Raw genomic sequence first — 22,684 nt, forward strand, 5'->3', positions numbered from 1 at the left:
CCGGCGCGGTTCTAGGATGGACGCCATGAGCCTTCCCTTCGCGCGGTCCGCACAGTCCACCCTGGGCCTCGAATGGGAGCTGGCCCTCGTGGACGCCGCGGACGCCACCCTGCAGCCGGTCGCGGACCGGGTGCTGGCCAGCGTGGCGGACGCCGCCGAGTTGCACCTCGGGCAGGAGCACCCCCACGTCAAGCCCGAACTGCTGCTGAACACCGTGGAGCTCGTGACGGACGTCTGCCACACCGTGGGCGAGGGGGTCGGGCAGCTGCGCGAGGCCGCACGGACCGTGCAGTCCGTCACGGACCGGATGGGCGTGGAGCTGTACTGCCAGGGCTCCCACCCCTTCGCCGAGCCCACCGCCGAGGCCGTCACCCCCGCGGACCGCTACGGCAAGATGATCGACCGCACGCAGTGGTGGGGCCGGCAGATGCTGATCTACGGGGTGCACGTGCACGTGGGGCTGGATGACGTGCGCAAGGCGATGCCCGTGGTGGACGGCCTGGTCAACTACGTGCCGCACTTCCTGGCGCTGTCCGCCTCGAGCCCGTTCTGGGCCGGCGTGGACACCGGCTACCAGTCCCAGCGGACCCTGATGTTCCAGCAGCTGCCCACCGCGGGGCTGCCCTTCCAGTTCCCCGAGTGGTCCGGCTTCGAGCAGTGCGTGGCGGACCTGACCAAGACCGGCGTGATCGACGACGTCACCGAGTGCCGCTGGGACATCCGCGCCGTCCCCCGGCTCGGCACCGTGGAGATGCGCGTCTGCGACGGGGTGGCCACCCTCGAGGAGATCGCCGCGATCGCCGCCCTGACCCAGTGCCTCGTGCAGGACTTCTCGGAGGTGCTCGAGGCCGGCGGGACCATCCCCACCATGCCGACGTGGCATGTCCAGGAGAACAAGTGGCGCGCCGCCCGCTACGGCCAGGACGCCATCATCATCCTGGACGCCGCCGGCGAGGAGACCCTGGTCTCCGACCACCTCCGTGCTGAGCTGGAGCGGCTCGCGCCGGTGGCCGAGCGGCTCGGCTGCTCCGCCGAGCTCGCCGGCGTGGAGGACCTGCTGGCCGGCGGCGGGGCCGCGGCGCACCAGCGGCGGGTGGCGGCCGCGGTCGCCGGGGCTGCCGGGGAGCACGCCGGAAGGCTTGCGGGGCACGACGACGGCGCTCCCCTGCGCGCGGTCGTCGCCGACGCGGTGGCCCGGACGCGGGTGTCGATCGGGGACTGAGGCCCCGCGGCTAGGCCGGCAGCGAGATCCGTTCCACGGGCTGGCCCGGGTCGGCGGCGAAGTCCAGCCCGGACGGCGCGATCCCGTCGGCCACGAGCTGCGCGCCGAGGGCCGCGACCATGGCCCCGTTGTCCGTGCACAGCCGCACCGGCGGCACCGTCAGCCCGATCCCGGCGGCCTCGCACCGCTCGGCCAGCAGTGAGCGCAGCCGCGAGTTGGCGGCCACTCCCCCGCCGAGCATCAGATGCGTGATCCCGTGTTCGGAGCAGGCCCGCACGGCCTTGGCGGTGATCACGTCCGCGACCGCCTCCTGGAAGGACGCGGCGATGTCCGCCGTCGGGATCTCGGTGTCCGGCACCCCGGCGGCCTCGAACTGCTCCACACAGCGGGCCACCGCGGTCTTCAGCCCGGAGAAGGACCAGTCGTGGCGGTGCCGGCCCGGCTCCTCGGCGGTCCCCACGAACTTCGGCGCGCTGAGCCCGCGCGGGAAGCGGAAGGCCTTCGGGTCCCCCTCCTGGGCGAGCCGGTCGATCACCGGCCCACCGGGATAGCCCGCGCCGAGCAGCCGCGCGACCTTGTCATAGGCCTCGCCGGCGGCGTCGTCGATGGTGGAGCCGAGCAGCGTGACGTCCGAGGTCAACCGGTCGACCCGCAGGATCTCGGTGTGCCCGCCGGAGACCAGCAGCGCCCCCAGGTGCTCCGGGAGCCCGGTCAGTTCCGGGGAGAGCACGACGCCGGCCGGCCGGGTCCCGCTGCCGGCCGGCGGCTCCGTGGCGCGCACCCCGTCCAGCACCCCCACGCCGACGTGGGCGACCAGGTGGTTGATGCCGTAGAGCGGCTTGCCGGTGGCCAGGGCGAGGGCCTTGGCGCCGGCCACCCCCACCATCAGGGCGCCGGCGAGACCGGGGCCGGAGGTCACGGCGATCGCATCGAGATCGTCCAGGGTGACCCCGGCGGTGTCCAGGGCCTGCTGCAGGGTGGGGGTGAACTCCTCGAGGTGGGCGCGGGCCGCGATCTCGGGGATGACCCCGCCGAAGCGCACATGCTCCTCCATGGAGGAGGCCACCGCGTTGGCCAGCAGCTCGATGCCGCGGACGATCCCGAAGCCGGTCTCGTCGCAGGAGGATTCGATGCCGAGGACGAGGGGCGCGGTGGGGGCAAGCATGGCGTCCAGTCTACGAGCGTCCCGGTCCGATCAGATCCGTCAGCACACCGAACAGGGCCAGGCCGTCCACGGGCCGCAGTCCGATCGCGTCCCCGCCGTCCCACAGGTAGTGGCCGAAGCCGGCCACGGTGAGGACGCGGACCCCCTCCGCCCCTTGACCCGGGCCGGCATCGCGGTGGAGGGTCCACCAGGACCAGTCCGCGGTCCACCAGCGGTAGATGTCCTGGGGGTCCAGGTGGCGGCTGACCACGGCCCCCTCAGGGATGTCCGGGGGCAGGGGGACCGTACGGTCATGCAGGCGGGCCGAGAACGCCTCCGCCGGGAGCAGGCTGACCGGCACGTCGGACGGACCCGCGGGGCGGTGTCCGACGACGCGCAAGACCATGTCCGCGGCGTCGTCCCGCACGTAGCGGCCCAGCCGGACGGAGCCGTCGTCGCCGAGGCCGGGTGCCGCGTGCTCGACCAGACACTGGGTGTCCGAGGTCCACAAACGGCCGACGCGGCGTGCGGCACCACGGCCCGTGGCGCCGTCCCCGCCGGCCGCGATGTCCCACCCCGGGCCGGACGCGAACCCGGCGACGATCCGGTCCCGCTCGACGGGGCCGAGCGTGGTGGGACCCACCAGCCCCTCCGGGGCTGCCTCAGCGAGAGCCTCACGGGCACGCGCCGCGGCGGCCACGGCCCAGTCGAGGTCACCGGCGAGGTCACCGCCGGCAGCAGGGGCCGGGGCGATGCCGGCGACCAGGCCGTTGACCACCGAGATCAGATGACGGGACAGGTAGGCATTGTGCCGGGCCACGACCTCCACCAGGCCGTGCGGGCCGGCGTCCAGGACCCACTGCCGCCAGATGACGGTGGAGGCGTACCGTGACAGGCTCCAGGCGGAGTGGATCCCCCGCCACGCCCCGGCCACCCACGGCTCGACGCCGAGCGGCAGCCCACCGGCGGCCTCGGCGCTGTGGGCGCCGGCCAGGAGTCCGGACGCGTCCGCCGACCGGACGTGCCGGAGAGAGATCTCGGGCATGATCCCCTCATACCGGGAGCCCTGAGCCCAGTAGAGCGTCTGGTCCGCGCCAGCCACGGGGATCTGCACCCAGCCCTCGGACTCCGGCAGCGCCGGCCCGTCGACGGGCCGGGGAGGCAGCGACGCGGCCAGGGCCACCCAGTCGGTGAATCCCTCGTCGGTGACGGGCACGGGGACGATGGACACCGGGTTCCCGTCCACGGCCCCCTCGAGGGCGGACCCGGCCGGTGGCGGCGAGCCGGGATCCGTCATCGGTTGGCCAGCTCGTCGTCAGACATCGTGTTGATCTCGTCCTGGGTCGCGCTGGTCTGCCCCTCGTCCACCGTGTCGACGATGTAGCCGACCACGGCACCGGTGATCTTGTCCACCACCGCGGCCACGATCACCCCACCCACGCCGCCGGTCGGGGCCCCTGCGGCGGCGGCCACGAACATCAGTCCGGACCCCAGCACCACGGAGCCGCCGGCCTTGGCGCCCTCGACGACCAGGGCGCGGTCGTAGCGCTCCTCGAGGTCGGTCGAGGACATCAGGGGGTAGAGCATGGACTGGCCGGTCCTGTAGTCCGAGGCCGTGGCGCCGATCGACAGGATGGAGATGCCCGCGCCGATGATCCCGGTACTGACCTTCAGGCCGAGGACGTTGGCCTGCTCCCCCTCGAACTGGCCCACGCCCCATTCCGTGAACGTGGAGTTTCCCTTGTTCAGCCCGTAGACGAGCGCTTCCACGGTGAGGGACTGTCCCCTGCTCATCCCGGGATACTCGATCTCGCGCTGACCGACCTCGGGATCGTCGGCAATGGCCTTCATCACGGTGGCGTTGAGCCGCGGGTCCATGGCAGATCCTGCCCTGACCATGGTCCCCTCCGGCGTCATCACCCATTCGCGTCCCTGGTCATCGGTGAACTGACCGATCTCGTAGTCGTCGCGGTCCGCCCAGATCTCCGTCGCGATCCGCTCGATCTCGGCGTCGGTGAGGTCAAGGCTCTCGAAGGCTCCGGACTCGCGCAGGAGGACCTCGAGGTCCTCCTGGGACCCGACGGTCGTGGTGGCCTCGTTGCGTGTCTCGAACCTGATCGTCGACAACGCCTGCAGGTCCACGTCCTCCAGGCTGCTCGACAGGGTCCCCCGGTGGGTGTTGATGTCGAAGACCAGCGTGTTGATCTCGTCCTTCTTGGTGATCCGGGCCTCGCGCAGCGGGTTCACCTTGTCCAGGACGGACATCTTCTCCTCGTCCTCGATGCCCATGTCATCCAGCATGGCCATCGCGGTGCCGTACTGGTTCCGGCAGTACTGGCCGAGGTAGGGCTCGTACGGGGCGCTGTCTGCCACGTGGCCCGGCGCCCAGCCGGTGTACTCAAGCCGGCGGTCCTGGATGTCCGCGGAGAGTGAGGCGTCGAAGACGGCGTAGGCGTCGTAGAGGGCCTCGCCCGCCAGCTTGATGGCGGAGATCCGCTCCAGCTGCTGGTTGAAGGCTGAGTACACGGTCTCCTGGTCGGGCCCCTCGTAGTAGTCCCTCAACTGCGACCAGAGTTCCACCGTGTTCATGAGTCGGTCGAAGGTCTTGCGCATGTTCTCGTTGAGGCGGGAGGCCGCCAGCAGCGCCGAGGAGGTGTTCGGCAGGTTCGGGACGATCGGCGCACTGCCGGAGGACACCTGGACGTTGGTGCCGTCACCGCGGAAGTCGAGGTTGCTGACGGTGTCGATGCTAGCCACCGTGTGCCCCCTTGGCCGCCGTGTGGTTGATGTAGGCCGTGTCATAGGCCCCGTAGGTGCCCTCCCCGAGCTCGACGGCGTGCTGGTTGCCCTCCCACATCTCGCGGGTGTCATAGGCCGGTGGCGCGTCGCCCTCCCCCGACGTGGTCAGCTCGTAGGGGAACTCCACGGTGGGGGCGTTCGCCTGGTGCTTCATCTCGGCATCGCCGGAGACGAAGTAGTTCAGGACGTCCTGCATGGCGAGGTAGCTGGTGCCCAGATCCTGCCGCAGGTCCTCGAAGAAGGCGTCGACCTCGGTGAAGTACGCCGTCAGCGCCGCATCGAGGTCGTTCTGGCTGGCCGTCTGGTCCACCCGCTCCGTGCTCCCGCAGACGTAGCCCCGCAGGTCCTCGATGTCGTCTTCCACATGCTGGTAGTCCGTGCGGATGGCGAAGAGCTCCTCGGAGACGAGGTTGAGCACACGCTGGCACTCATCCGTGACGATGTTGTACGAGACCATCCTGATCCTTCCTCCGGTTTCCCCCAGGCTATCGACGACCCGGTCAGGGGGTCCATGGGGACAACTCCCCATGCGAGGGCCGCGGGAACGGTCAGTCGCGCGGAACCGGGTACCACCGGAGGTCGGCGGCCAGCTCACCGGCACCGAGGCCGGAGGCGAGTGCGGCGGCGGAGTCCACGGCCGACGTCGGGAAGACCAGCTCGGCCGACTCGGCCCAGGTGCCGCAGGGCTGCAGCACGCGCCACGCGCCCTCGGCCTGGCGCGGGGCGAGGACGGAGCCGATGCTGGCGAGCACCTCGCCGGAGCCCAGCCGGACCAGCTCGGCGATCAGCCCGCTCACGCGCACGGTCCCCGGGCCGGAGATCACGGCGTCCTCGAGCACGCCGTGGACGTCCACGCTCACGCCGGTGGGGACGTCCAGCAGCCCGGAGACGGAGCCGAAGAGCGTGGTGGATTCCGCCGGCGTGCCGTCCAGGACGGTCACTCCGCCCCAGGCGATCTCGGCGTTCTTCCACATGCCATCCACGCTAGGGAGCACGCCGGACGCCCGCCACCGGCGGCGATGGGGACCTCTACCCATCGACAGATCAAGCGATCCGTGCTAAAGGGCCTCAGAGGTCGGGGCCGGCGGTGTCCCACTCGCCGGCGTCGGAACCACCATAGGCACCGACGGCCCAGGATGCATAGTCGTTCAGGGCCACGATCTCCCGGTGCCAGGCGCGGCCGTCCTCCCCCTCATACAGCCAGGCGGGGGCGCCGAGCTCCAGGGCGGACGCGGCGATCTGCGCCTGCGAGACGGTCTCGGACAGCGAGTACAGCTCGTGCACACGGCGCCGGTAGCGCTGCGTCCGCCGGGCCAGGGCCAGCTCGCCGGCGCGGGCCTCGCGGGCCGCGCGATCGGACAGGGCCTCGGCCAGTTCCAGCAGCACCTCGTCCACCGCGTCCAGCGCGGAGTGGGGCCCGCGGTGGTCCGCACGGTACTGACCGGCGATGTCCTGCCACGTCTCCGTGGTGCCACCCGTGGCGTCGCCGGAGACCCCGCCGGAGACATCGTCAGGGGCAGGGAGGTCGTGCACCGTGGCCTCCTGGGGGTACTCGGTCCGCGTGCTGTTCATCCTGCGGTTCATACCCTGAGACATGCGCAGACCTCCGGGCTCAGCGGTCGGTTCTGCACCGGCTCTGCACCGGCTCTGCACCGTTCAGCGGCGCAGGATCTCCACCGCCTCGGAGGGGGTGTGGAGCCGGTAGCCGAGGTCCCGGACGGTGGCCGGGGTGCCCGTCACGGTGCGCGGCACGGCCACGTACGACGCCGGCCCGATCACCTTCGCCACCTGCCCCACCCAGGCCTGCGTGTCGGCATGCTTGCGCGAGGGGTCCACGGCCAGCACCAGGTGCATCGGCGCGTAGCGGTGCAGGCCCTGGGCCAGGGTGGTCACGTCGGAGCCGTCGCCGAGCCCGTAGCAGACCACGGCGGCCCCGGGCCGTCCCCCGTTGAGGATCCCGGCCGCCGACCACCTCCGGTGCCCGGCCCGCTCCGCCGCCTCGACGGCGTCATCCAGCAGCCCCGCGAACACCAACCGAGTGCGGCGGCGACCCGAGGAGTCCAGCGGGGCGTCCGGATCGCCGAGGTCCACCGCGGCGGTCAGCCCCTCGGCCTGCGGCGAGGCGTGCTCGAGCATCTCCTGCAGTTCCGGATCCTCGGTGGAGAACCAGGGCACGACGCCGGCCGGCCCGCCCCGCCGTTCGGCCGCGGTCCGGCGCGGGGCCGGGTGCGGGACAGCCTGCTGCGTCGGGTCTTGCGCCGGGTGCTCGGTCGGATGAGCAGCCGAGGGCTCGGTGGCCGGGGCGGGTCCCGCCTCGGCGCCGGGACCGGAGCCGTCCATGAGCAGCCCGTAGGCGGCCTGGAGCCCCGGACCGGCCTGGAACGCCTGCGTGGGGATGGACTCGGGGGCCCAGCCGGGGATCTCGGTCACGGTCTCGGGGTTGACGGCTCCCACGGCGCCCGTGGCCCGATGGCGTCCCGCGGTCTCGGTGGGGTAGCCAGCAGAGTGCCCGCCGTGCGGGCCGGCGTGGTCCTGCCGGACGGCGCGGGGGCCCGCTCCCGGTTCGGCGATGCGCCCGTCGATCGGCCGGGTGGCCGTGCCGGCGGTGTCTGGACCGATGTCTCCACCGGGGGTCTGGCGGCCGTCGGGCTCGGTCTGGGGGCCGGCGTCGTGCCCGAGGTTGCGGCCCACCCGGGTGCGCCCGTCCCCCGGGGTGGAGCGCGTCCGGGCTGCGCCCGGGGACCGCGGCGGGAGGGCGTCCGCGCGGTAGGTGACGCGGTCCTCGTCCCCCTCCTCTCGGATGCTGTAGATGGAGTAGGTGGTGCCGGGGCGGAAGTACAGCTCGGCTTCGTGGGCGAGCTCCTCGAGGGTGTCCGCGAAGACGGATCTAGGCCAGCGCACGGTCGCCGCCCACGGTCGCTGCCGTCCGCACCGTCAGTCCGGGCTGCGAGGAGGCCTCCGTGTAGGAGAGCACCGCCACGTCCACGGACCAGGAGTCCAGCTTGCGGGCCAGGTCGGCGCGCAGCGACTCCCCGCACACGAGCACGGGCTGCTCCCCCTCGGCCACGCGGGCGGCCACGGCGGTGCGCACCCCGTCCGCCAGGCGATTGAAGACGTCCAGGGAACCGGTGATGGTGGAGCCCTCCGGGCCGGTGCGCAGTCCCTCCAGCAGCCCTTGCTCGAACACGGGGTCCAGGGTGACGGCCGTCAGCACGCCGTCCAGGCTCGCCCGCTCGGCGATCACCGGGGCGAGCGCCAGCCGGCTGGCCTCCACGAGGTGCTCGACCACCTTGGAGGTGCCGGCGCGCTGGGCGATGGTCTCCAGGATGCGGGGCAGGTCGTTGATGGGCACGCCCTCGGACAGCAGGCCCTGCAGCACCTGGTGGACGGTGGAGGCAGGCACCAGCGCGGGCACCACGTCCTCCACGGTCTCCGGGGAGTCGGCGGCCACGGCGTCCAGCATGGTCTGCACGTCCGCGCGGGAGAGCAGCCGGGCGGCGTGGCGCTCCAGCACGGAGGCCAGCTGGGTGGTGACCACGGTGGTGCGGTCGAAGACGGCGGAACCGGCCATCTCGGCGGTGGTGCGCATCTCCTCCGGGATCCACTTGCCGTCCAGGCCGAACACGGCCTCCCGGGTGGGGGCGCCGGGCAGGGCGGCCAGGTCCCCGCCGAGGGCGAGCAGCCGCCGGGCGGGTGCCTGCCCCTCCGCGGCGGTGGTGCCGGCGATCAGGATGCGGTAGGTGCCCGGGAGCAGCTCGACGTTGTCCCGGGTGCGGACCTGCGGGATGACGAAACCCAGCGAGAGGGCCATCTGCTCCCGCACGCCGCGGATGCGGGCCACCAGGTCGTCCGGGGAGCCGTTGGCCAGGTCCACGATATCCGTGGCCAGGTGCACCTCCACCGGGGAGGTGCGCATGCGCGCGATGAGGTCCGCGCCCGGGTCCTTCGGCGCCTGGGCGGCGGCGTCCCCGGCGGCCTGGGCCGCCTCGGCGTCCTGCGCCTCCTGGGCGCGCGCCTTGCTCGCCGCCCGCCCCGCCAGGATCAGGGCGACTCCGAGGACGAGGAACGTCAGCAGCGGCATCCCCGGGATCAGGCCCATGGCGATGGCGGCCACGCCGGCCACCACGAGCGGGGTGGAGAACTGGGAGAGCTGCTTGGTGGTGGAGGTGCCCAGGTCCTCGTCTGCCGTGGAACGGGTGACGATCATGCCCGTGGCCGTGGCCATCAGCACGGACGGGATGATGGTGACCAGGCCATCGCCGATGGACAGCAGCGCGTAGGTCTCCAGCGCCTCCATGGCGTCCATGCCGTGCATCATCATGCCGACCACCACGCCGCCCACGAGGTTGATCACCAGGATGATGATGCCCGCGATGGCGTCACCCTTGACGAACTTCGAGGCACCGTCCATGGCGCCGTAGAAGTCGGCCTCCGCGGTGACCTCTCCGCGCCGGGTCCGGGCCTGGTCCTCGGTGATGAGGCCGGCGGCGAGGTCCGCGTCGATCGCCATCTGCTTGCCCGGCATGGCGTCCAGGGTGAAGCGGGCGCCGACCTCGGAGACGCGTTCGGCGCCCTTGGTGATCACCACGAACTGGATGATCACCAGGATCAGGAACACCACGAAGCCGATCACCATGTTGCCGCCCACGGCCACCTGGCCGAAGGCGTCGATCACCTGGCCCGCGTGGGCCTCCCCCAGCACCAGGCGGGTGGAGGCCACGTTGATGCCCAGCCGCAGCATGGTGGCGGCGAGCAGCAGCGAGGGGAAGATCGAGAAGTCCAGCGGCTTCTTGACGAACATGGTGTTCAGCAGGATCACCAGGGACAGCGAGATGGACACCACGATCAGCACGTCCAGCAGCGGCGCCGGCACGGGGACGATCAGCAGCAGCACGATCAACACGAAGCCGATGGGCATGGCCAGCGGCTTGAGCTTCGCCAGGTTCACGGAGGCTGCCTTCCTTCGGTGGGGGTGCTGCGGTGGTGCCGTGCGGGGTGGCGCGGCGCGATGGTCCGGGGCGGGGCGTGCGGCCCAGAGTCTCCCCCGCGCTCCCCTATGCCCGGGGGCGGGCCACGGGGGTCCGGTTTGCCGCGGCGGGTGGAAAATCACCGCGCCGCCGTGCTGATAACCGTGGTGACGGACGGACCGGTCCGCGCCAGACGGCGGCTGGACCGCCAGCGAGGAGGCCACCCATGGCACGGACGACTCGGTGGCTGCTGCTGTCCCTGGTGGCGCTGGGCATGGTGTTCCTGCCCGCCTTCACCACGCCCCCCGTGGCCGCTGGGCCACCCCAGTTGACCCTGGGCGGTCCCGCGGACCTCGCCGAGGTGGACAGCGCCGCGGCCGCCGGCCAGGTCCGTCAGCTGATGTCCCCGTGGTGCACGGACGTGCCGGCCTCCGTCCATGCGGGCTCGGGCGGGCAGGCCGGCTTCACGGTGGACTGGCACCCGCTGTTCGGCCGCGGCGCGGAGCCGAGCGTGTTCATCAGGGTCGGGCTGCAGTGGCCCACGGATCACGCCGGCACCCGGGCGGTGGCCCTGCATGAGTGCGCGCACATCCTGCAGTACCGCGCCTACGGCTTCGACGCCGTCACCCTCGCCGCGGACATGGACCGGATCTACCCGGACGGCACCTCCTCCGGGACCGAGCACATGGCCGACTGCATGGCGGACCTGATGGGCGCCGTCCGTGTCGGCGTGGTGGACGGCCGGGGCTACTCGGCCGGCTACGGCGGGACGTGCACGCCGGCGCAGACCGCGGCGGCGGCGGAGCTCATCGAGGGCCGCCTCCCCCTCTCAACTGAGTAGCACGAATTGACCCTGTTTCCCCGGTCCGGGGGCCAAATCGTGTGACTCAAATGGGACGCCACCCGGCACCGAGCGTGATCGCCGGGAGTCGACGTACGAGGTGCGAGGTGCCAGGTGCGAGGTGCCAGGTGCGAGGCAGTGTCCGGCCTCCGGTCCCCGGCCCAGTACTGCACAGCCGACCACGGTCCCGGATCAGTCCACGGCGGGTCACGTCCCACCCCCGGCGATCGGTCGCCTTGTCCGTCAATGGGAGTATGAGCCCATTCGACGCGCAACCCACCCCGGAGATCTTCACCCTGAACGAGGGCCGCAAGCTCGGTCTCTCGCGCCACCGCCTCTACCGGTCCGGGCTGGAGATTCCGTTTCACCGGCTGCGCACCACTCCAACGGCTGACCCGAACAAGGATGAGGACGCGACCCGTTTCAGCAACTCTGAGTATGCGCGGACGCTCTCCCGGCAGGACCCGTCTCTCGTCATCAGCCACCAGACCGCCGCAGAGACGTGGGGGATGTGGCTGCCGGCGCGGATGCAGACCACACAGATCCACTTGTCCCGCGTCCGGGGCAAGGCCGGGATCCCCCGATACCGAGAGACGGTGGGACATTTCATCCGCGCCGGTGTCCGTGATGTGCGGGACATCGGCGGGTTCCGCATCACTTCGCCGGAATGGACCTGGGTCGACCTGGCCTCGCAACGGCTGACCGTAGACGAGCTGGTCGCGGCTGGAGACTCCCTCCTGCAGCGCGACGACGGATTCCCCCGGCCGCAGACGTTCATCGGGACCAACCCCCTGGCCATCAAGGACTCCGTTCTCGAGGTCCTGGGCCGGCGCAAGGGCTCGCCAGGCATCAGGAATCTGCGCCTCGCCGTGGACTTGCTCCGTGAGCGGGTCGATTCCGAGCCGGAGTCACGGCTCAGATTGAAGATGGTCGACGGCGGCTGGGACGAGCCCGCGACCAACCCGCGGATCCGCTTTGCCGACGGATGGGAGTGCGATATCGACCTGGCCCTGCTGAGGTGGAGGATCGCCCTCCAGTACGAGGGCAAGCACCACTTCACGCTCGAGAAGCAGTACAGGTCCGATATGCATCGGGACGAACAGATCCGGGCGCGTGGCTGGGAACCCCTCCGGGTCGATTCCGAGGTCTTCACGCGCCAGGGGTGGCAGGCCTTCGGCTACCGGCTGACCACGGCCGTCGAGCGCCAACAGAGGCAGTCCTCGTGGATGCCCTTCACCGTCGGCACCTGAGCTCCTCCAACAACACCCTCCAGCCAGGTCCCACGAAGTGGCGCTGGAACCCTGAATCAGGGGCCAATCCGTGGGACTCAGTTGAATTCGGGGAGGCGGATGTCGTTCAGCTCGTGGATGCGCCCGGAGCGGCGGCGCACCAGCTTGGCGTCCAGCTTCAGGGTGAACGCGATGACCATCGCCACGGCGCCGTACAGCTCGGCGGGAACGGGGGCGCCGACGCGGCAGTGGTCGTGCATCATCCACGCCAGGTCGATGTTCTTCACGAGCGGCACCTGGGCCTCGGCCGCCCGTTCGCGGATGCGCGCGGCCACCTCGCCCTTGCCGGCAGCCACCACCACGGGGGCGGCGTCCCCGGCCTTGTAGCGCAGCGCCACGGCCACGTGCACGGGGTTGACCACCACGGCGTCCGCGCTGGAGACGTCCGAGATCATCCGGTTGCGGGACATGGACAGCTGCCGCGAGCGCCGCTGCGACTTCACCAGCGGGTCGCCCTCGGAGCTCTTGTGCTCGCGCTTGGCCTCGTCCTTGGTCACGCGGGTCTGCTTGCGGTTGCGCCTGGCCACCACCATCACGTCCGCCGCGGCCATCACCAGCCCCGCGAGCACGGAGAACCACAGCAGCTGCAGCGCCGAGCCCGTCACGATCCCGGTGACCGCCTCCAAGGGCAGAAGCCCGGCTCCCATCAGGCTCGTGGCCACGGCCTGGATCACCCAGTACATCAGCACGCCCACGGCCGCGGACTTCACCAGCGCCTTGGCCGCGTTCCACCACGCCTGCGGGCCGAGGATCTTCTTCGCGGCGGAGACGGGGTTGAAGTGGTCGAACTTCGGGGCCATGGACCGGAACGTCACGGGACCCTGGAAGAACGGGGTGGCCACGGCGGCGAGCATGGCCACGGCCAGCAGCGGCAGCAGCACCCCGCCCAGCGCCCCGCCGGCCTGGGCCAGCACCTGCAGGGCCACCTGCGGGTCTCCCGAGCGGGCGGCCCGCCCCACCTGGAACAGCGCGTCCGTGGCCGCCGCCTGCGCGGAGACCAGCGTCATCGGGATCATCACCGCCACGGCGGCCACCACCACCCACGCGGACACGTCCGCGGAGCGGCCGAGCTTGCCCTTCTTGCGCACATCCCGCATCTGCCGCTCGGAGGCCTGCTCGGTGCGCTCACCCGCCTCGGAGCTCATGCGCCCACCCCCGTTCCGGTCCGCCGCCCCAGACGACCCCTCATCCCGAGACCCGCCGGATCAGGTCCAGGGCGGAGTCGTTGAGCTGGTCCAGGGCCGCCGGCAGCGCGGCGAACACCAGGCCGCCGAAGGCCAGGGTCACGAGGATCTTCAGCGGGAAGCCCAGCGAGAAGGCGTTCAGCGTGGGCGCCACGCGCGTGAGCAACCCGAGCCCGACGTCGGCCAGGAACAGGATCGCGATCAGCGGCGCCGCGATCTGGGCGGCGGCGGCGAACATCCCCGTGAACGCCGCGGCCACCGCGGCGGCGGCCGAGGACATCTCCGGCAGGGTCCCCAGCGCGATGGCGTCGAAGGAGGTGCCCAGGCCCATGAACAGGGGGATGTGCAGCCCGCCGGCCAGCATCAGGGCGATCGCCCCGTTCTGGAACAGGCGGGTGAACTGGGCCCCGTTGACCATGGAACCCGGGTCGTACACGGTGGCCATCTGGAAGCCGGAGGCGAGGTCGATCAGGGAGCCGGCCGAGGCCACGGCGCCGAAGGCCACCATCACCAGCACGCCCAGCACCGCACCGGTGGCCGCCTCCGCGGTCCCGGCGGCCAGCAGCGCCCCGGTGCCCAGGCCGCCGTCGGGGACCTCCACCCGGGAGGAGAAGGGCACGGCGAGGCCGAACGCCACCAGCCCCTTGACGCGCCAGGGGAAGGAGGCGTTGGAGAACGGCGGGGCGATGGCGATGAACAGGGTGATCCGCAGCAGCACCAGCAGGTAGGCCTGCAGCCACGCCATGTCGACGGTGACGTCCATGTCAGGCCCCGGCTAACCGTTGATGAGGTTCGGGATCTGGTCGAAGGCCCACTGCGTGAACGTGACCATCTCCTGGATCATCCAGTACCCGGACACCGCCAGCACCGCGGCCACGGCGATCGCCTTGGGCACGAAGGACAGGGTGATCTCCTGCACCTGGGTGGCCGACTGCAGCAGACCGATGAGCAGGCCCACGGCGAGCGCGGTGATCAGCACCGGCGCGGAGAGCTTGGCGGCCATCAGCAGGGCCTGCACCCCGAGGTCCACCACGGCGTTCTGGTCCATCTCAGCCCCCCGCCCCGTTGTAGGTGCCCACGAGGGAGCTGATGATCAGGCCCCAGCCGTCCACCAGGACGAACAGCAGGATCTTGAAGGGCAGGGACACCATGACCGGCGGGAGCATCATCATGCCCATGGACATCAGGGCGGAGGAGACCACGAGGTCGATGATGAGGAACGGCACGAAGATGACGAAGCCGATGATGAACGCCGCCCGCAGCTCCGAGATGACGAAGGCCGGGATCAGCGTGGTCAGGGGGGTGTCCGCGGGCGTGGCCGGGTTCTCCAGTCCCGCGGACCGGGTCATCAGGGCGATGTCCTCCTCGCGCGTGAGCGGCAGCATCCACTCGCGCAGCGGCGCCTGGGCCGCCTCCACGGCCTCGGTGAAGACGATCTCGCCGTCCGCGTAGGGGGTGATGGCCACCTCGATGATCTCGGAGATCACCGGCTGCATGATGAAGATGGTCAGGATCAGCGCGATCCCGGCGAGCACCTGGGTGGGCGGGGTGGTGTTCAGGCCCAGCGCGTTGCGGGTCATGGCCAGCACCACGAACACCTTGGTGAAGGACGTGCACATCAGCACCAGGGACGGGGCCACCATGAGCACGCCGAGGCCCAGCAGGGTCAGCACGGAGGAGGACGGGGTGCCGTCGGGGCCGTTGATCTCGATGCTCAGCCCGTTGTCAGCACCGTCCGGCGCCGGGTCCAGCGTGTCGGCGACGGCGGGTGCCGCGCCGGCCACGCTCAGCCACCAGAGCACGACGACGGCCAGCAGCACCGCGGCCAGCGCCACGGCCGCTCGGCGCACGCGGAAGACGGGCGCCCGAGGCGCCCGGGAGACGGCGGGGTTCACGGCCGGGGGCCCCCGGACCCCGAGGACGTACGGCCCAGTCCGGACCACTGGGTACCGGCGGTCAGGGCCGCGAGCCTGGCGGCGAAGCCACCGGCGGCCAGGTGGCCCGGGGCCGGTTCGCGGTGCGCGGCCTGACCGGTGCGTGAGGTGGTGGCGCGTGCGGAGACGGCCGAGGCAGCGGCGGGGACGGCCTCCGGCTCCGGGGCCTCCCACGTCTCGACGGTGTGGGCGCCGCCCTCGGTGAAGGCGACGAGGTGGCGGTGCCCGTTGGCCTCCACCACGACCAGGTTCTGCGTCCGGGACACCGCCTGGCGCGAGACCACGCGGAGCGCGGCCTCGCTCCCGGCGCCGAAGCGGCGTCGGGCGAGGCGGGTGGAGAGGTAGAGCGCCAGGGCGACGATGCCCAGGGACAGCACGACCTGCAGAATCTGGCCGAATCCCATATCAGCCCAGGACCTCGGCGTTCTCGTCCCGGATGGCGGTGATCTTCACGGCGAAGTCCAGGTCCTGCACCACGACCTCGCCGGAGGCCAGGTGGCGGCCGTTGACGAGCACGTCGGCCGGCGCCCCGGCGGCGCGGTCCAGCTCGAGCACCTGGCCGGGCTTGATGCGCAGCAACTCGGCCACGGTCAGGGTGGTGCGGCCGATCACCACGGAGAGCTCCATGTCCACGCCGCGGATGCGGTGCACGTTGCGCAGGAAGTCCTCGTCCACGGCGGTGTTGCGGGACGGGCGCTCGTAGGAGGCCCCCTCCCGCACGGCCAGGACGAGGGCGTCGACCCCGTCCACGGTGACGATGAACAGCTGCGGGGCGGACTCGCCCAGCGAGGCGCCGAAGGGGTTGGTCCCGGCCAGGGCGGGCTCCACGGAGGAGGGCCCCACGGCGCCGGCGGTGGAGAGCCCGGAGTCGATGGCGGGCTTCAGGGCCGAGCCCGGGTCATCGGCCACGAGGTCGGGCAGCCGGGCGGCGGCGGTCAGCCCGACCACCACGGAGCCGGGCCAGCCGACGGAGCGGAAGACCAGCGGCTGGCCGGTGGCCGGCAGCTGGTCCGTGGCGGACACGGCGCGGGTGTCGATCCGGCCGGCCAGTGGCAGGGCGGCCGCGGTGGCGGACACGATCTTGGTGACGGTGTCCATGCGCGGCAGGGCGGCATTCGATTCGGTCACTGGTCCAACTCCGTTTCAACGATCTTCATGTACTTGCGGGATCCGTCCACCACGTCCACGGCGGTGGCCAGTGTCTGGCCGTCCACGGTGAGGTTGAAGGGGCGGTTCGAGGTGTGGGTCAGGGGCAGGATGTCCCCCACGGAGAGCTTGAGCAGGTCCATGGAGTTGATCGGCAGGGGGTTCGTCTCCAGCCGGACCTCCACGGGGGTCGCGGTGAGCTGCTCCATCGCCAGGCGCGGGGCGTCCTGCTCGGTGTCCACCGGGTTGGAGGAGCCCAGCCGGGGCAGGATGACGTCCGCGGGCAGGGCCAGCGTGAAGCTCTCGGGCGCCCCGGATCCGGTGGTGACCACGAAGGCGGCCACGATCATCAGGTCCGTGGGGGCGGCGGCCTGGGCGAAGCCGGGGTTGTAGTGCACGCCCAGCTCCGGCACGGGGGCAGCGTCCAGCACGCCGGTGAACGAGTAGGCCAGGTCCTCCATGACGCCGGACAGGGTGCGCCGCAGCACGCCGATCTCGGTCCCGGTGAGGTCGCGGTTGGCGGGCAGGGACTCCCCGTCCGAGCCGAGCATGCGGGACACCCAGTCGGCCGCGGTCTCCACGGGCATCTGCAGCACGCCGCGGGTCTCGATCCCGGCGAAGTGCAGGAGCATCATGCAGGTGGTAGCCGGCAGCGAGGCGGTGTACGTGTCATAGGTGGCCAGCACGGCCAGCACCGGGGTCACCGAGGTCTTGGTGCGCAGCCGGGTGGTCATCTGGGAGGACCACTGGCGCGCGAAGGTGTCACAGGCCACGTCGAGGATGCGCGAGTGCTCACGGGCCAGCGTGGTGGGACGCTGGAAGTCATAGGGGAGGTAGTGCGCGGACGACGCGATCTCCCCGGACATGATGGACTGCCCGGTCAACGGATCGATGATGTCGTCCGTGGTGAGGTCCTCTAGACCCATCGGTTCCTCCTCTCAGGCGGGATGCTGCCTGTTCTCGCAGATCCCTATGCCCGAGGCGGACGACCGGCCGTCAGGTTTCGTCGACCTCTTCGGCAACATCCCCGGCGGCGCCCTCGTCGGCTCCGGCGTCAGCTTCCGCGTCGGCTCCGGGGTCATCCTGCGTCTGCACCACGATGTCCACGCGCCGGTTGCGGTCCAGCATGTCCCGCTGCCCCTCGATCGGGCGGGTGGAGCCGAACCCGGTGGCCGAGGCCAGCTCCGGGGGGAAGCCCTGGGCGTCCACCATGTGCCGGACCACCTGGACGGCGCGGTCGGCTGAGAGCTCCCAGTTGGACTCGTAGTTCAGCGGCTGGCGGTAGTCGGCATGGCCCTCCACGGCCACGGTCCCGCCCTCGGACTCGATCACGGGGGTGATCCCGGCCAGCAGCGTGGTGGCCGAGTCGGACAGGCTTGCGTCGTCCGGGTCGAACATGGTTTCGCCGGAGAGGATGCGGATCACCAGGGCGCCGTTGACGTGGGTGAACTCCACGGTGGACTCCTGGCCGGAGCGCGTGAGGTTGGCCTGCACGCCGGCCTGGATGTCCTCCAGCTTCTCCACCGCGGTCTGCGGCACCCCGGGTTCCTCGGCCGAGGCCGGGTTCTGCTCGTCGGGGTCCGGCCCGTCCTGCATGGCCTCGATCCCGGCCACCCGGTCGTCCAGCTCGGTCTCCTCCTGACCGAACCCCTTGGCCAGGGAGTTCTTGAGCTGCTCGTACTTGCCCGCGTCGATCGAGGACATGGAGAACAGCACCACGAAGGTCAGGAACAGCACGGTCATCATGTCCAGGTAGGACACGGCCCAGCGTTCGTCCATCTCGGGGGCGTGGGGCGATCCCTTCCCCTTGCGTCGGCGGGACACCTAGGCCGCCTTGGACTTTCTGCCCTTGCCGGAGGTGGCCCCGGTCCCGAGGTGCGTGGAGCTGGAAGCCGAGCCTCCGCCGTCGTTCTCCGCCGTGCCCTTGCCCTTGCCGGAGGCGCCGAGTCGGTAGTCCGGGATCAGGGAGTGCAGCCGGTCCGTGAGGGCGGTGGAGTTCACCCCGGCCTGGATGGACAGGGCGCCCTCCACGATCACCTCCATGTTCGCCTGCTCGAGCTCGCACAGCCGGCGGATGCGGGTGGCGATGGGATGCCAGAAGAAGTTGGCGGTGAGCAGGCCCCACAGCGTGGCCACGAAGGCCGCGGCGATCATGTGCCCGATGTTCTCCGGCTCCGCGAGGTTCTCCATGACGTGGATCAGGGAGGCCACGGTGCCTACGATCCCGATGGTCGGCGCGTACCCGCCCATCTGGGAGAACCAGTTGGAGACCGTCATGACCTCGTTCTGCCGGGTGCCCTTCTGGGCCTCCAGCAGGTCGGCGAGGGCGTCCGAGTCCAGGCCGTCCGCCAGGCCGGTGATGGCCGTGCGGATCAGCGGGTCCTCGGTCTTCTCGGCCTCGGCCTCGAGTTCTAGCAGGGAGCCGCCGCGGGCCTTGGCGGAGAGGGCCGAGACCTCGTCGATCACGTCCTGCGGGGACCGCAGCCTGCCCCGGAAGGCCCAGCCGAAGATCTTGCCGACGTTCTTCAGGTCGCCCAGGGTGGTGCCCATCAGCGAGACGGCGATGGTGCCGCCGAACACGATGATCATCGGGGCGAGGATGAACAGGGACGAGATGGTCCCGCCCTCCAGGATCACCATGATGAAAAGGGAGGCGAAGGCGGCGATGATGCCGATGATCATCAAGGGGTCCACGGCTTACTGCTCCTTGCTGGGGACGGGCGTCAGGTAGTCGGGGTGCCGACCGGCGGTGTCAGCGGCGTCGGCGGGGGTGGAGGCCTGCCGCAGGACCTCCACCCGGTGCTCGTTGAGGATGTGGTGCACGGTGTCCACGTCCTCGGCGGCGGTGAAGGACCGGCCGGTGATCATGGTGACCACGCAGTTGGTGCCGTTGGCACGGATCTCCTCCACGAGGTCGGGGTTCAGGCCGAAGCGGTCTCCCCGCAGGGTGGTCAACAGGATCATGGTCACTCCTTCCGCAGTGTTCCGCAGTGGTTATCGGTCAGCAGGCTGCCGATTTTTCGCCTCAGCAGATCAGTCCTTCAGCTGGGTCAGCGCTTCAGGTTGGTCAGCTCGGAGAGGACCTCGTCCGAGGTGGTCACGATCCGGGCGGAGGCCTGGAAGCCGCGCTGGGCCATGATCAGGTTGGTGAACTCCTTGGACAGGTCCGTGTTGGAGCCCTCCAGGGTGCCGGCGGCCAGCGGGCCGAAGCCGTCGTCGCCCGGGGCGCCGAGGGTCGGCACACCGGAGTTGACGGTGGCGCGGAAGGCGGAGGAGCCCACCTTCTCCAGGCCGGCCGGGTTGTCGAAGGAGGCGATGGCCACCTGGCCCACGGCGCGCATGTCCCCGTTGGAGAAGGTCCCGTTGATGGTGCCGTCCTGGGCGATCGAGAAGCCCACGATGGTGCCCGCTGCGGCCCCGTCCTGGCCCGTGAACGTGGCGGTCTGCATTGTGGCGTAGCCGGTCAGGGAGGCCAGGTCCACGGTGATGCCGCCGACGTTCATGACGTTGGCGGCGCCGCCCTGGGTGCCGTTGGTGAAGGCCACGGACCCGGTGCCGGTGGCCCCGGCGCCGTCCGTGCCCGCCACGCCCCAGCCGCCGGCGGTGCGGGTGAAGGTCAGGGACAGCTGACGCGGGTTGCCAGTGGCGTCGTAGACGGTCACCTCGCGCACCAGCTCGTCTCCCACCTCGGCGTCGTCCGGCAGGTTGCCGCCGAGCTGCGCGGAGGTGGTGGCGCGGGCCGGGGCGGTGGCCATGGCGTCGATGGTCAGCGGCTGGGCGCCGGCGCCGGCCCGGATGTTCCCGGCGGCGTCCGCGGTCCAGCCGTTGAGCTGGGCGCCGTCCGGGGTGACGAGGTTGCCGGAGGCGTCCAGGTTGAAGGAGCCGGCGCGGGTGAACAGCTGCTCGCCGCCCTTGGAGACCACGAAGTAGCCCTCGCCGCCGATCATCAGGTCGGTGGCCTTGCCGGTGGACATCATGGCGCCGATGCCGTGGTCCGTGGTGATGGCGGCGGTGCGCACGCCGAGGCCCACCTGGGCGGGGTTGGTGCCGCCGAGGCCGGTGCCGGGAGCGCCGGCGTTCTGGGTCATCTGGGACAGGGTGTCCTGGAACGTGACCGTGGCGGCCTTGAACCCGGTGGTGTTGACGTTGGCGATGTTGTTGGCGGTGACGTCCAGCATCTGCTGGTGGGCGCTCATGCCGGAGACGCCGGTGTTCAGTGAACGAAGCATGGTCTGCCTTCCTGGTGGTGTGCTGCGGGGTCCTGCGTGGTCCTGCGGGCGGGGAGAAGTGGGTGGGTCAGTCGTCGTCGGTGGCACGGGCCGCGAGCGCGGTGATCTGCGCCAGGGTCACGGTGGTGTCCGAGCCGGCGATCTCCAGCCGGGTCTCGCCACCCTGGAACAAGGCGCCGGTCACGGTGCCGGAGGCCTGCTCCAGGGTCTCGGGGTCCAGCCATTCCACGTCCTGACCGATCAGCGCGGCGGCCGTGGACATGGAGCTCGCGGCCGTCTGGGACGCCAGGGTCTCGGCGATCCCGTTCATGGTCTCGGTCATGGACAGCTGCGCGGCCTGGGACACCATCTGGTTGGTGTCCATGGGCGAGGACGGATCCTGGTTCTGCAGCTGGGTGACGAGCAGCTTGAGGAACACCTCGCCGTCCAGCTCCTGTTTGGGGCCGGTGGCCGTGGTGGCCTGCTGGCGCGCGGCATCCAGGCTGGTGGTCGGTGCGCCGGTGGCTGCCGGGGCGATGGCGTCTGGCATCCGTGGCTCCTTCGCGTCGGTGTGCTGTTCGGTGCTCAGGTGTACTCGTGGTCCCTATGCGCCGGGATTCAGGTCAGGCGTACACATCGAGCCCGCCTGTCCCGTTCCCGTCCCGGTCGCCGCCGCCGGGCTGGCGCTCGGTGCCGGTCGCGGGGGTCTCGGCGCCAGGTCCGTCGGTCCCGGTTCCCGAATGCCCGACGCCGGCCCCCTCCCCGTCCTTCCCCTCACCCGGGCGGCCGCCCGGGGAGGAGCCGGTGCCGTTCGGCGCGGCGTCCTTGCCGCCCGAGGACAGGTCCAGGGTGGCGCCGGGCTGGGCGGCGGCCAGTTCCCGGCGCAGCTCGGTGAGCACCACGCGCAGGTTCTCCCGGCCGGCTTCGGTGGCGGCGGTGATCTCCAGGCGGATGGCGCCGTCCCGGCTGGTGGCCTCGAGGGTCACCGGGCCGAGGGCCTCGGGGCTGATCCTCACGGTGGCCAGGTGGGTGCCGTCCGGCAGGGCGACGGCCCGGCCGGCGACCTGCACCACGGGGGTGGAGAGCTGCTGGACGGTCCAGGCGCGCACCGCCGGGGCGGGGGCCGCGGACTCGGCCGAGGGGGTCGGCGCGGACGCCGTCGCCGCCGTCCCAGCCGCGGGGGTCACTGCGGCGGCGGTGATCGGGGCGGCCGGGGCCGTCGCCGAGCTCTGGCTGCCCGTCGTTGCGCCGGCCGAGCTCGACTGTTGGGACGCCGGAGTGGAGGAGGCCGTGGCGGAGGCGGTCCCAGAGGCAGCGACAGGGGCAGTGGAGGGGGCGGCCGGGTCTCCGGCTGTTCGGCCCGTGGCGGAGAACGGGCCGGCGGTGGCCGCGGCAGCGGACCCTGATCCGGAACCGGTAGCGGCACTGGGCACCGTCTGCACGCCGGGAGTCCCGGACACCACCGCCGATGCTGACGGTCCCTGCCCCGCGTGGGCCGGGTTCTTCCCCGGGTTGAAGACCGTGCTGGCGGGGTTCCCGGCCCCGGTGATGATCGTGGCCTGGACGGCGGGATGCTCGGGGCCCTGGAGATTGGCCGCCGCCGGGGACTCCGCGGATCCGGTGGGGTCGGCCGGCGGCTCGGTGCCGACCACCGCGTCGAAGGAGATCGGCCGGGTGAACTCCCGCCCCTCACGCACCGGGGTGAAGCCCTCCGGCAGCACGGAGGACGGCTCCGGGCCGGTCGCCGCGTCGGCGGGAGCGGGATCGGCAGCCCCGGCGGAGGCGGCACCGCCGGACGCGGAGCCATGGGCAGGACGCGCCGGCGTGGGGGTCGAGGCGTCCCGCAGGTGATCGGCGAAGCTCGGTCCGCGGGAGACGCTGCCAGCGGGACCGGAGCCGGCCGGGGAACGGGACGGGTCCGGCGTCGGGCCGGGAATCATGGAACTCACA

At 71.6% G+C, this 22,684-nt stretch carries 24 protein-coding genes; 3 read left to right on the plus strand and 21 right to left on the minus strand.

All coding sequences use genetic code 11. The features are described from left to right. Positions 1-25 precede the first annotated feature (25 nt). On the plus strand, positions 26-1,222 hold the full coding sequence (locus RE421_RS14180) for a glutamate--cysteine ligase (RefSeq protein ID WP_309811332.1): 1,197 nt from the start codon (positions 26-28) through the stop codon (positions 1,220-1,222). 10 nt (positions 1,223-1,232) lie between these two features. On the opposite strand, the gene tsaD is transcribed toward RE421_RS14180, so the two are convergent. The 8 genes from tsaD to RE421_RS14220 all read right to left on the minus strand — a co-directional run bounded on the left by tsaD (position 1,233) and on the right by RE421_RS14220 (position 10,113). After that, on the minus strand, positions 1,233-2,387 hold the full coding sequence (gene tsaD / locus RE421_RS14185) for a tRNA (adenosine(37)-N6)-threonylcarbamoyltransferase complex transferase subunit TsaD (protein ID WP_309811335.1): 1,155 nt from the start codon (positions 2,385-2,387) through the stop codon (positions 1,233-1,235). 10 nt (positions 2,388-2,397) lie between these two features. Then, the gene (locus RE421_RS14190; protein WP_309811339.1) at positions 2,398-3,663 is read right to left on the minus strand and encodes a hypothetical protein; all 1,266 of its coding nucleotides are present in this window, start codon (positions 3,661-3,663) and stop codon (positions 2,398-2,400) included. Then, entirely contained in the window at positions 3,660-5,123 is a 1,464-nt protein-coding gene (locus tag RE421_RS14195; protein ID WP_309811342.1) for a hypothetical protein, read from the minus strand. The genes RE421_RS14190 and RE421_RS14195 overlap by 4 nt, the downstream gene beginning before the upstream one ends. After that, entirely contained in the window at positions 5,116-5,622 is a 507-nt protein-coding gene (locus tag RE421_RS14200) for a hypothetical protein (RefSeq protein WP_309811345.1), read from the minus strand. The genes RE421_RS14195 and RE421_RS14200 overlap by 8 nt, the downstream gene beginning before the upstream one ends. A 91-nt stretch (positions 5,623-5,713) precedes the next feature. Then, a complete protein-coding gene (locus RE421_RS14205; protein ID WP_309811348.1) occupies positions 5,714-6,139 on the minus strand; it encodes a hypothetical protein in 426 nt (141 codons plus the stop codon). Between the two features lie 94 nt (positions 6,140-6,233). Then, complete coding sequence (locus RE421_RS14210; RefSeq protein WP_309811352.1) at positions 6,234-6,737, minus strand: hypothetical protein; 504 nt, start codon at positions 6,735-6,737, stop codon at positions 6,234-6,236. 84 nt (positions 6,738-6,821) lie between these two features. Then, complete coding sequence (locus RE421_RS14215; RefSeq protein WP_309811356.1) at positions 6,822-8,066, minus strand: hypothetical protein; 1,245 nt, start codon at positions 8,064-8,066, stop codon at positions 6,822-6,824. After that, entirely contained in the window at positions 8,053-10,113 is a 2,061-nt protein-coding gene (locus RE421_RS14220; protein WP_309811360.1) for a flagellar biosynthesis protein FlhA, read from the minus strand. Before RE421_RS14220 ends, RE421_RS14215 begins: the two co-directional genes overlap by 14 nt. Before the next feature lie 245 nt (positions 10,114-10,358). On the opposite strand from RE421_RS14220, the gene RE421_RS14225 reads away from it, so the two are divergent. Further along, entirely contained in the window at positions 10,359-10,973 is a 615-nt protein-coding gene (locus RE421_RS14225; RefSeq protein WP_309811363.1) for a hypothetical protein, read from the plus strand. Between the two features lie 254 nt (positions 10,974-11,227). Further along, positions 11,228-12,223, plus strand: a complete 996-nt coding sequence (locus RE421_RS14230) for a hypothetical protein (RefSeq protein ID WP_309811366.1) — start codon at positions 11,228-11,230, stop codon at positions 12,221-12,223. Between the two features lie 77 nt (positions 12,224-12,300). On the opposite strand, the gene RE421_RS14235 is transcribed toward RE421_RS14230, so the two are convergent. The 13 genes from RE421_RS14235 to RE421_RS14295 form a co-directional block, all read right to left on the minus strand. Further along, the gene (locus tag RE421_RS14235; protein ID WP_309811368.1) at positions 12,301-13,407 is read right to left on the minus strand and encodes an EscU/YscU/HrcU family type III secretion system export apparatus switch protein; all 1,107 of its coding nucleotides are present in this window, start codon (positions 13,405-13,407) and stop codon (positions 12,301-12,303) included. Between the two features lie 40 nt (positions 13,408-13,447). Further along, complete coding sequence (locus tag RE421_RS14240) at positions 13,448-14,209, minus strand: flagellar biosynthetic protein FliR (RefSeq protein WP_309811371.1); 762 nt, start codon at positions 14,207-14,209, stop codon at positions 13,448-13,450. A 12-nt stretch (positions 14,210-14,221) separates the two neighbouring features. Then, entirely contained in the window at positions 14,222-14,494 is a 273-nt protein-coding gene (gene fliQ / locus RE421_RS14245) for a flagellar biosynthesis protein FliQ (RefSeq protein WP_309811374.1), read from the minus strand. 1 nt (position 14,495) lies between these two features. Continuing rightward, complete coding sequence (gene fliP, locus RE421_RS14250; protein WP_309811377.1) at positions 14,496-15,341, minus strand: flagellar type III secretion system pore protein FliP; 846 nt, start codon at positions 15,339-15,341, stop codon at positions 14,496-14,498. After that, positions 15,338-15,784 carry a flagellar biosynthetic protein FliO gene (locus tag RE421_RS14255; protein WP_309811379.1) on the minus strand — a complete coding sequence of 149 codons (447 nt, stop codon included), beginning with the start codon at positions 15,782-15,784 and terminating at the stop codon, positions 15,338-15,340. Before RE421_RS14255 ends, fliP begins: the two co-directional genes overlap by 4 nt. Position 15,785: 1 nt before the next feature. Then, complete coding sequence (locus tag RE421_RS14260; protein WP_309811384.1) at positions 15,786-16,508, minus strand: FliM/FliN family flagellar motor switch protein; 723 nt, start codon at positions 16,506-16,508, stop codon at positions 15,786-15,788. Next, positions 16,505-17,452 (minus strand): flagellar motor switch protein FliM, encoded by a 948-nt coding sequence (locus tag RE421_RS14265; RefSeq protein WP_309811387.1) that lies wholly within the window; start codon positions 17,450-17,452, stop codon positions 16,505-16,507. The genes RE421_RS14260 and RE421_RS14265 overlap by 4 nt, the downstream gene beginning before the upstream one ends. Positions 17,453-17,522: 70 nt before the next feature. Then, entirely contained in the window at positions 17,523-18,350 is an 828-nt protein-coding gene (locus RE421_RS14270) for a flagellar motor protein MotB (protein WP_309811390.1), read from the minus strand. Beyond that, positions 18,351-19,220, minus strand: a complete 870-nt coding sequence (locus RE421_RS14275; RefSeq protein WP_309811394.1) for a MotA/TolQ/ExbB proton channel family protein — start codon at positions 19,218-19,220, stop codon at positions 18,351-18,353. Positions 19,221-19,223: 3 nt separating this feature from the next. After that, on the minus strand, positions 19,224-19,490 hold the full coding sequence (locus RE421_RS14280) for a flagellar FlbD family protein (RefSeq protein WP_309811398.1): 267 nt from the start codon (positions 19,488-19,490) through the stop codon (positions 19,224-19,226). Positions 19,491-19,576: 86 nt separating this feature from the next. Further along, positions 19,577-20,755 (minus strand): flagellar hook protein FlgE, encoded by a 1,179-nt coding sequence (locus RE421_RS14285; RefSeq protein WP_309811401.1) that lies wholly within the window; start codon positions 20,753-20,755, stop codon positions 19,577-19,579. A 67-nt stretch (positions 20,756-20,822) separates the two neighbouring features. Then, a complete protein-coding gene (locus RE421_RS14290) occupies positions 20,823-21,284 on the minus strand; it encodes a flagellar hook capping FlgD N-terminal domain-containing protein (protein ID WP_309811403.1) in 462 nt (153 codons plus the stop codon). 73 nt (positions 21,285-21,357) lie between these two features. Then, positions 21,358-22,683, minus strand: a complete 1,326-nt coding sequence (locus tag RE421_RS14295; protein ID WP_396134517.1) for a flagellar hook-length control protein FliK — start codon at positions 22,681-22,683, stop codon at positions 21,358-21,360. Position 22,684 lies beyond the last annotated feature (1 nt).

Source organism: Citricoccus sp. I39-566 (assembly GCF_031432995.1).
Classification (GTDB): domain Bacteria; phylum Actinomycetota; class Actinomycetes; order Actinomycetales; family Micrococcaceae; genus Citricoccus; species Citricoccus nitrophenolicus_A.

Bases quoted from the DNA above. Each gene is read 5' to 3' on its own strand.
- RE421_RS14240 (WP_309811371.1), bottom strand. From the start codon at position 14,209: ATGGACGTCACCGTCGACATGGCGTGGCTGCAGGCCTACCTGCTGGTG.
- fliQ (WP_309811374.1), bottom strand. From the start codon at position 14,494: ATGGACCAGAACGCCGTGGTGGACCTCGGGGTGCAGGCCCTGCTGATG.
- RE421_RS14290 (WP_309811403.1), bottom strand. From the start codon at position 21,284: ATGCCAGACGCCATCGCCCCGGCAGCCACCGGCGCACCGACCACCAGC.
- RE421_RS14235 (WP_309811368.1), bottom strand. From the start codon at position 13,407: ATGAGCTCCGAGGCGGGTGAGCGCACCGAGCAGGCCTCCGAGCGGCAG.
- RE421_RS14190 (WP_309811339.1), bottom strand. From the start codon at position 3,663: ATGACGGATCCCGGCTCGCCGCCACCGGCCGGGTCCGCCCTCGAGGGG.
- RE421_RS14225 (WP_309811363.1), top strand. From the start codon at position 10,359: ATGGCACGGACGACTCGGTGGCTGCTGCTGTCCCTGGTGGCGCTGGGC.
- RE421_RS14255 (WP_309811379.1), bottom strand. From the start codon at position 15,784: ATGGGATTCGGCCAGATTCTGCAGGTCGTGCTGTCCCTGGGCATCGTC.
- RE421_RS14230 (WP_309811366.1), top strand. From the start codon at position 11,228: ATGAGCCCATTCGACGCGCAACCCACCCCGGAGATCTTCACCCTGAAC.
- RE421_RS14285 (WP_309811401.1), bottom strand. From the start codon at position 20,755: ATGCTTCGTTCACTGAACACCGGCGTCTCCGGCATGAGCGCCCACCAG.
- RE421_RS14265 (WP_309811387.1), bottom strand. From the start codon at position 17,452: ATGGGTCTAGAGGACCTCACCACGGACGACATCATCGATCCGTTGACC.
- RE421_RS14180 (WP_309811332.1), top strand. From the start codon at position 26: ATGAGCCTTCCCTTCGCGCGGTCCGCACAGTCCACCCTGGGCCTCGAA.
- RE421_RS14280 (WP_309811398.1), bottom strand. From the start codon at position 19,490: ATGATCCTGTTGACCACCCTGCGGGGAGACCGCTTCGGCCTGAACCCC.
- RE421_RS14200 (WP_309811345.1), bottom strand. From the start codon at position 5,622: ATGGTCTCGTACAACATCGTCACGGATGAGTGCCAGCGTGTGCTCAAC.
- tsaD (WP_309811335.1), bottom strand. From the start codon at position 2,387: ATGCTTGCCCCCACCGCGCCCCTCGTCCTCGGCATCGAATCCTCCTGC.
- RE421_RS14210 (WP_309811352.1), bottom strand. From the start codon at position 6,737: ATGAACAGCACGCGGACCGAGTACCCCCAGGAGGCCACGGTGCACGAC.
- RE421_RS14205 (WP_309811348.1), bottom strand. From the start codon at position 6,139: ATGTGGAAGAACGCCGAGATCGCCTGGGGCGGAGTGACCGTCCTGGAC.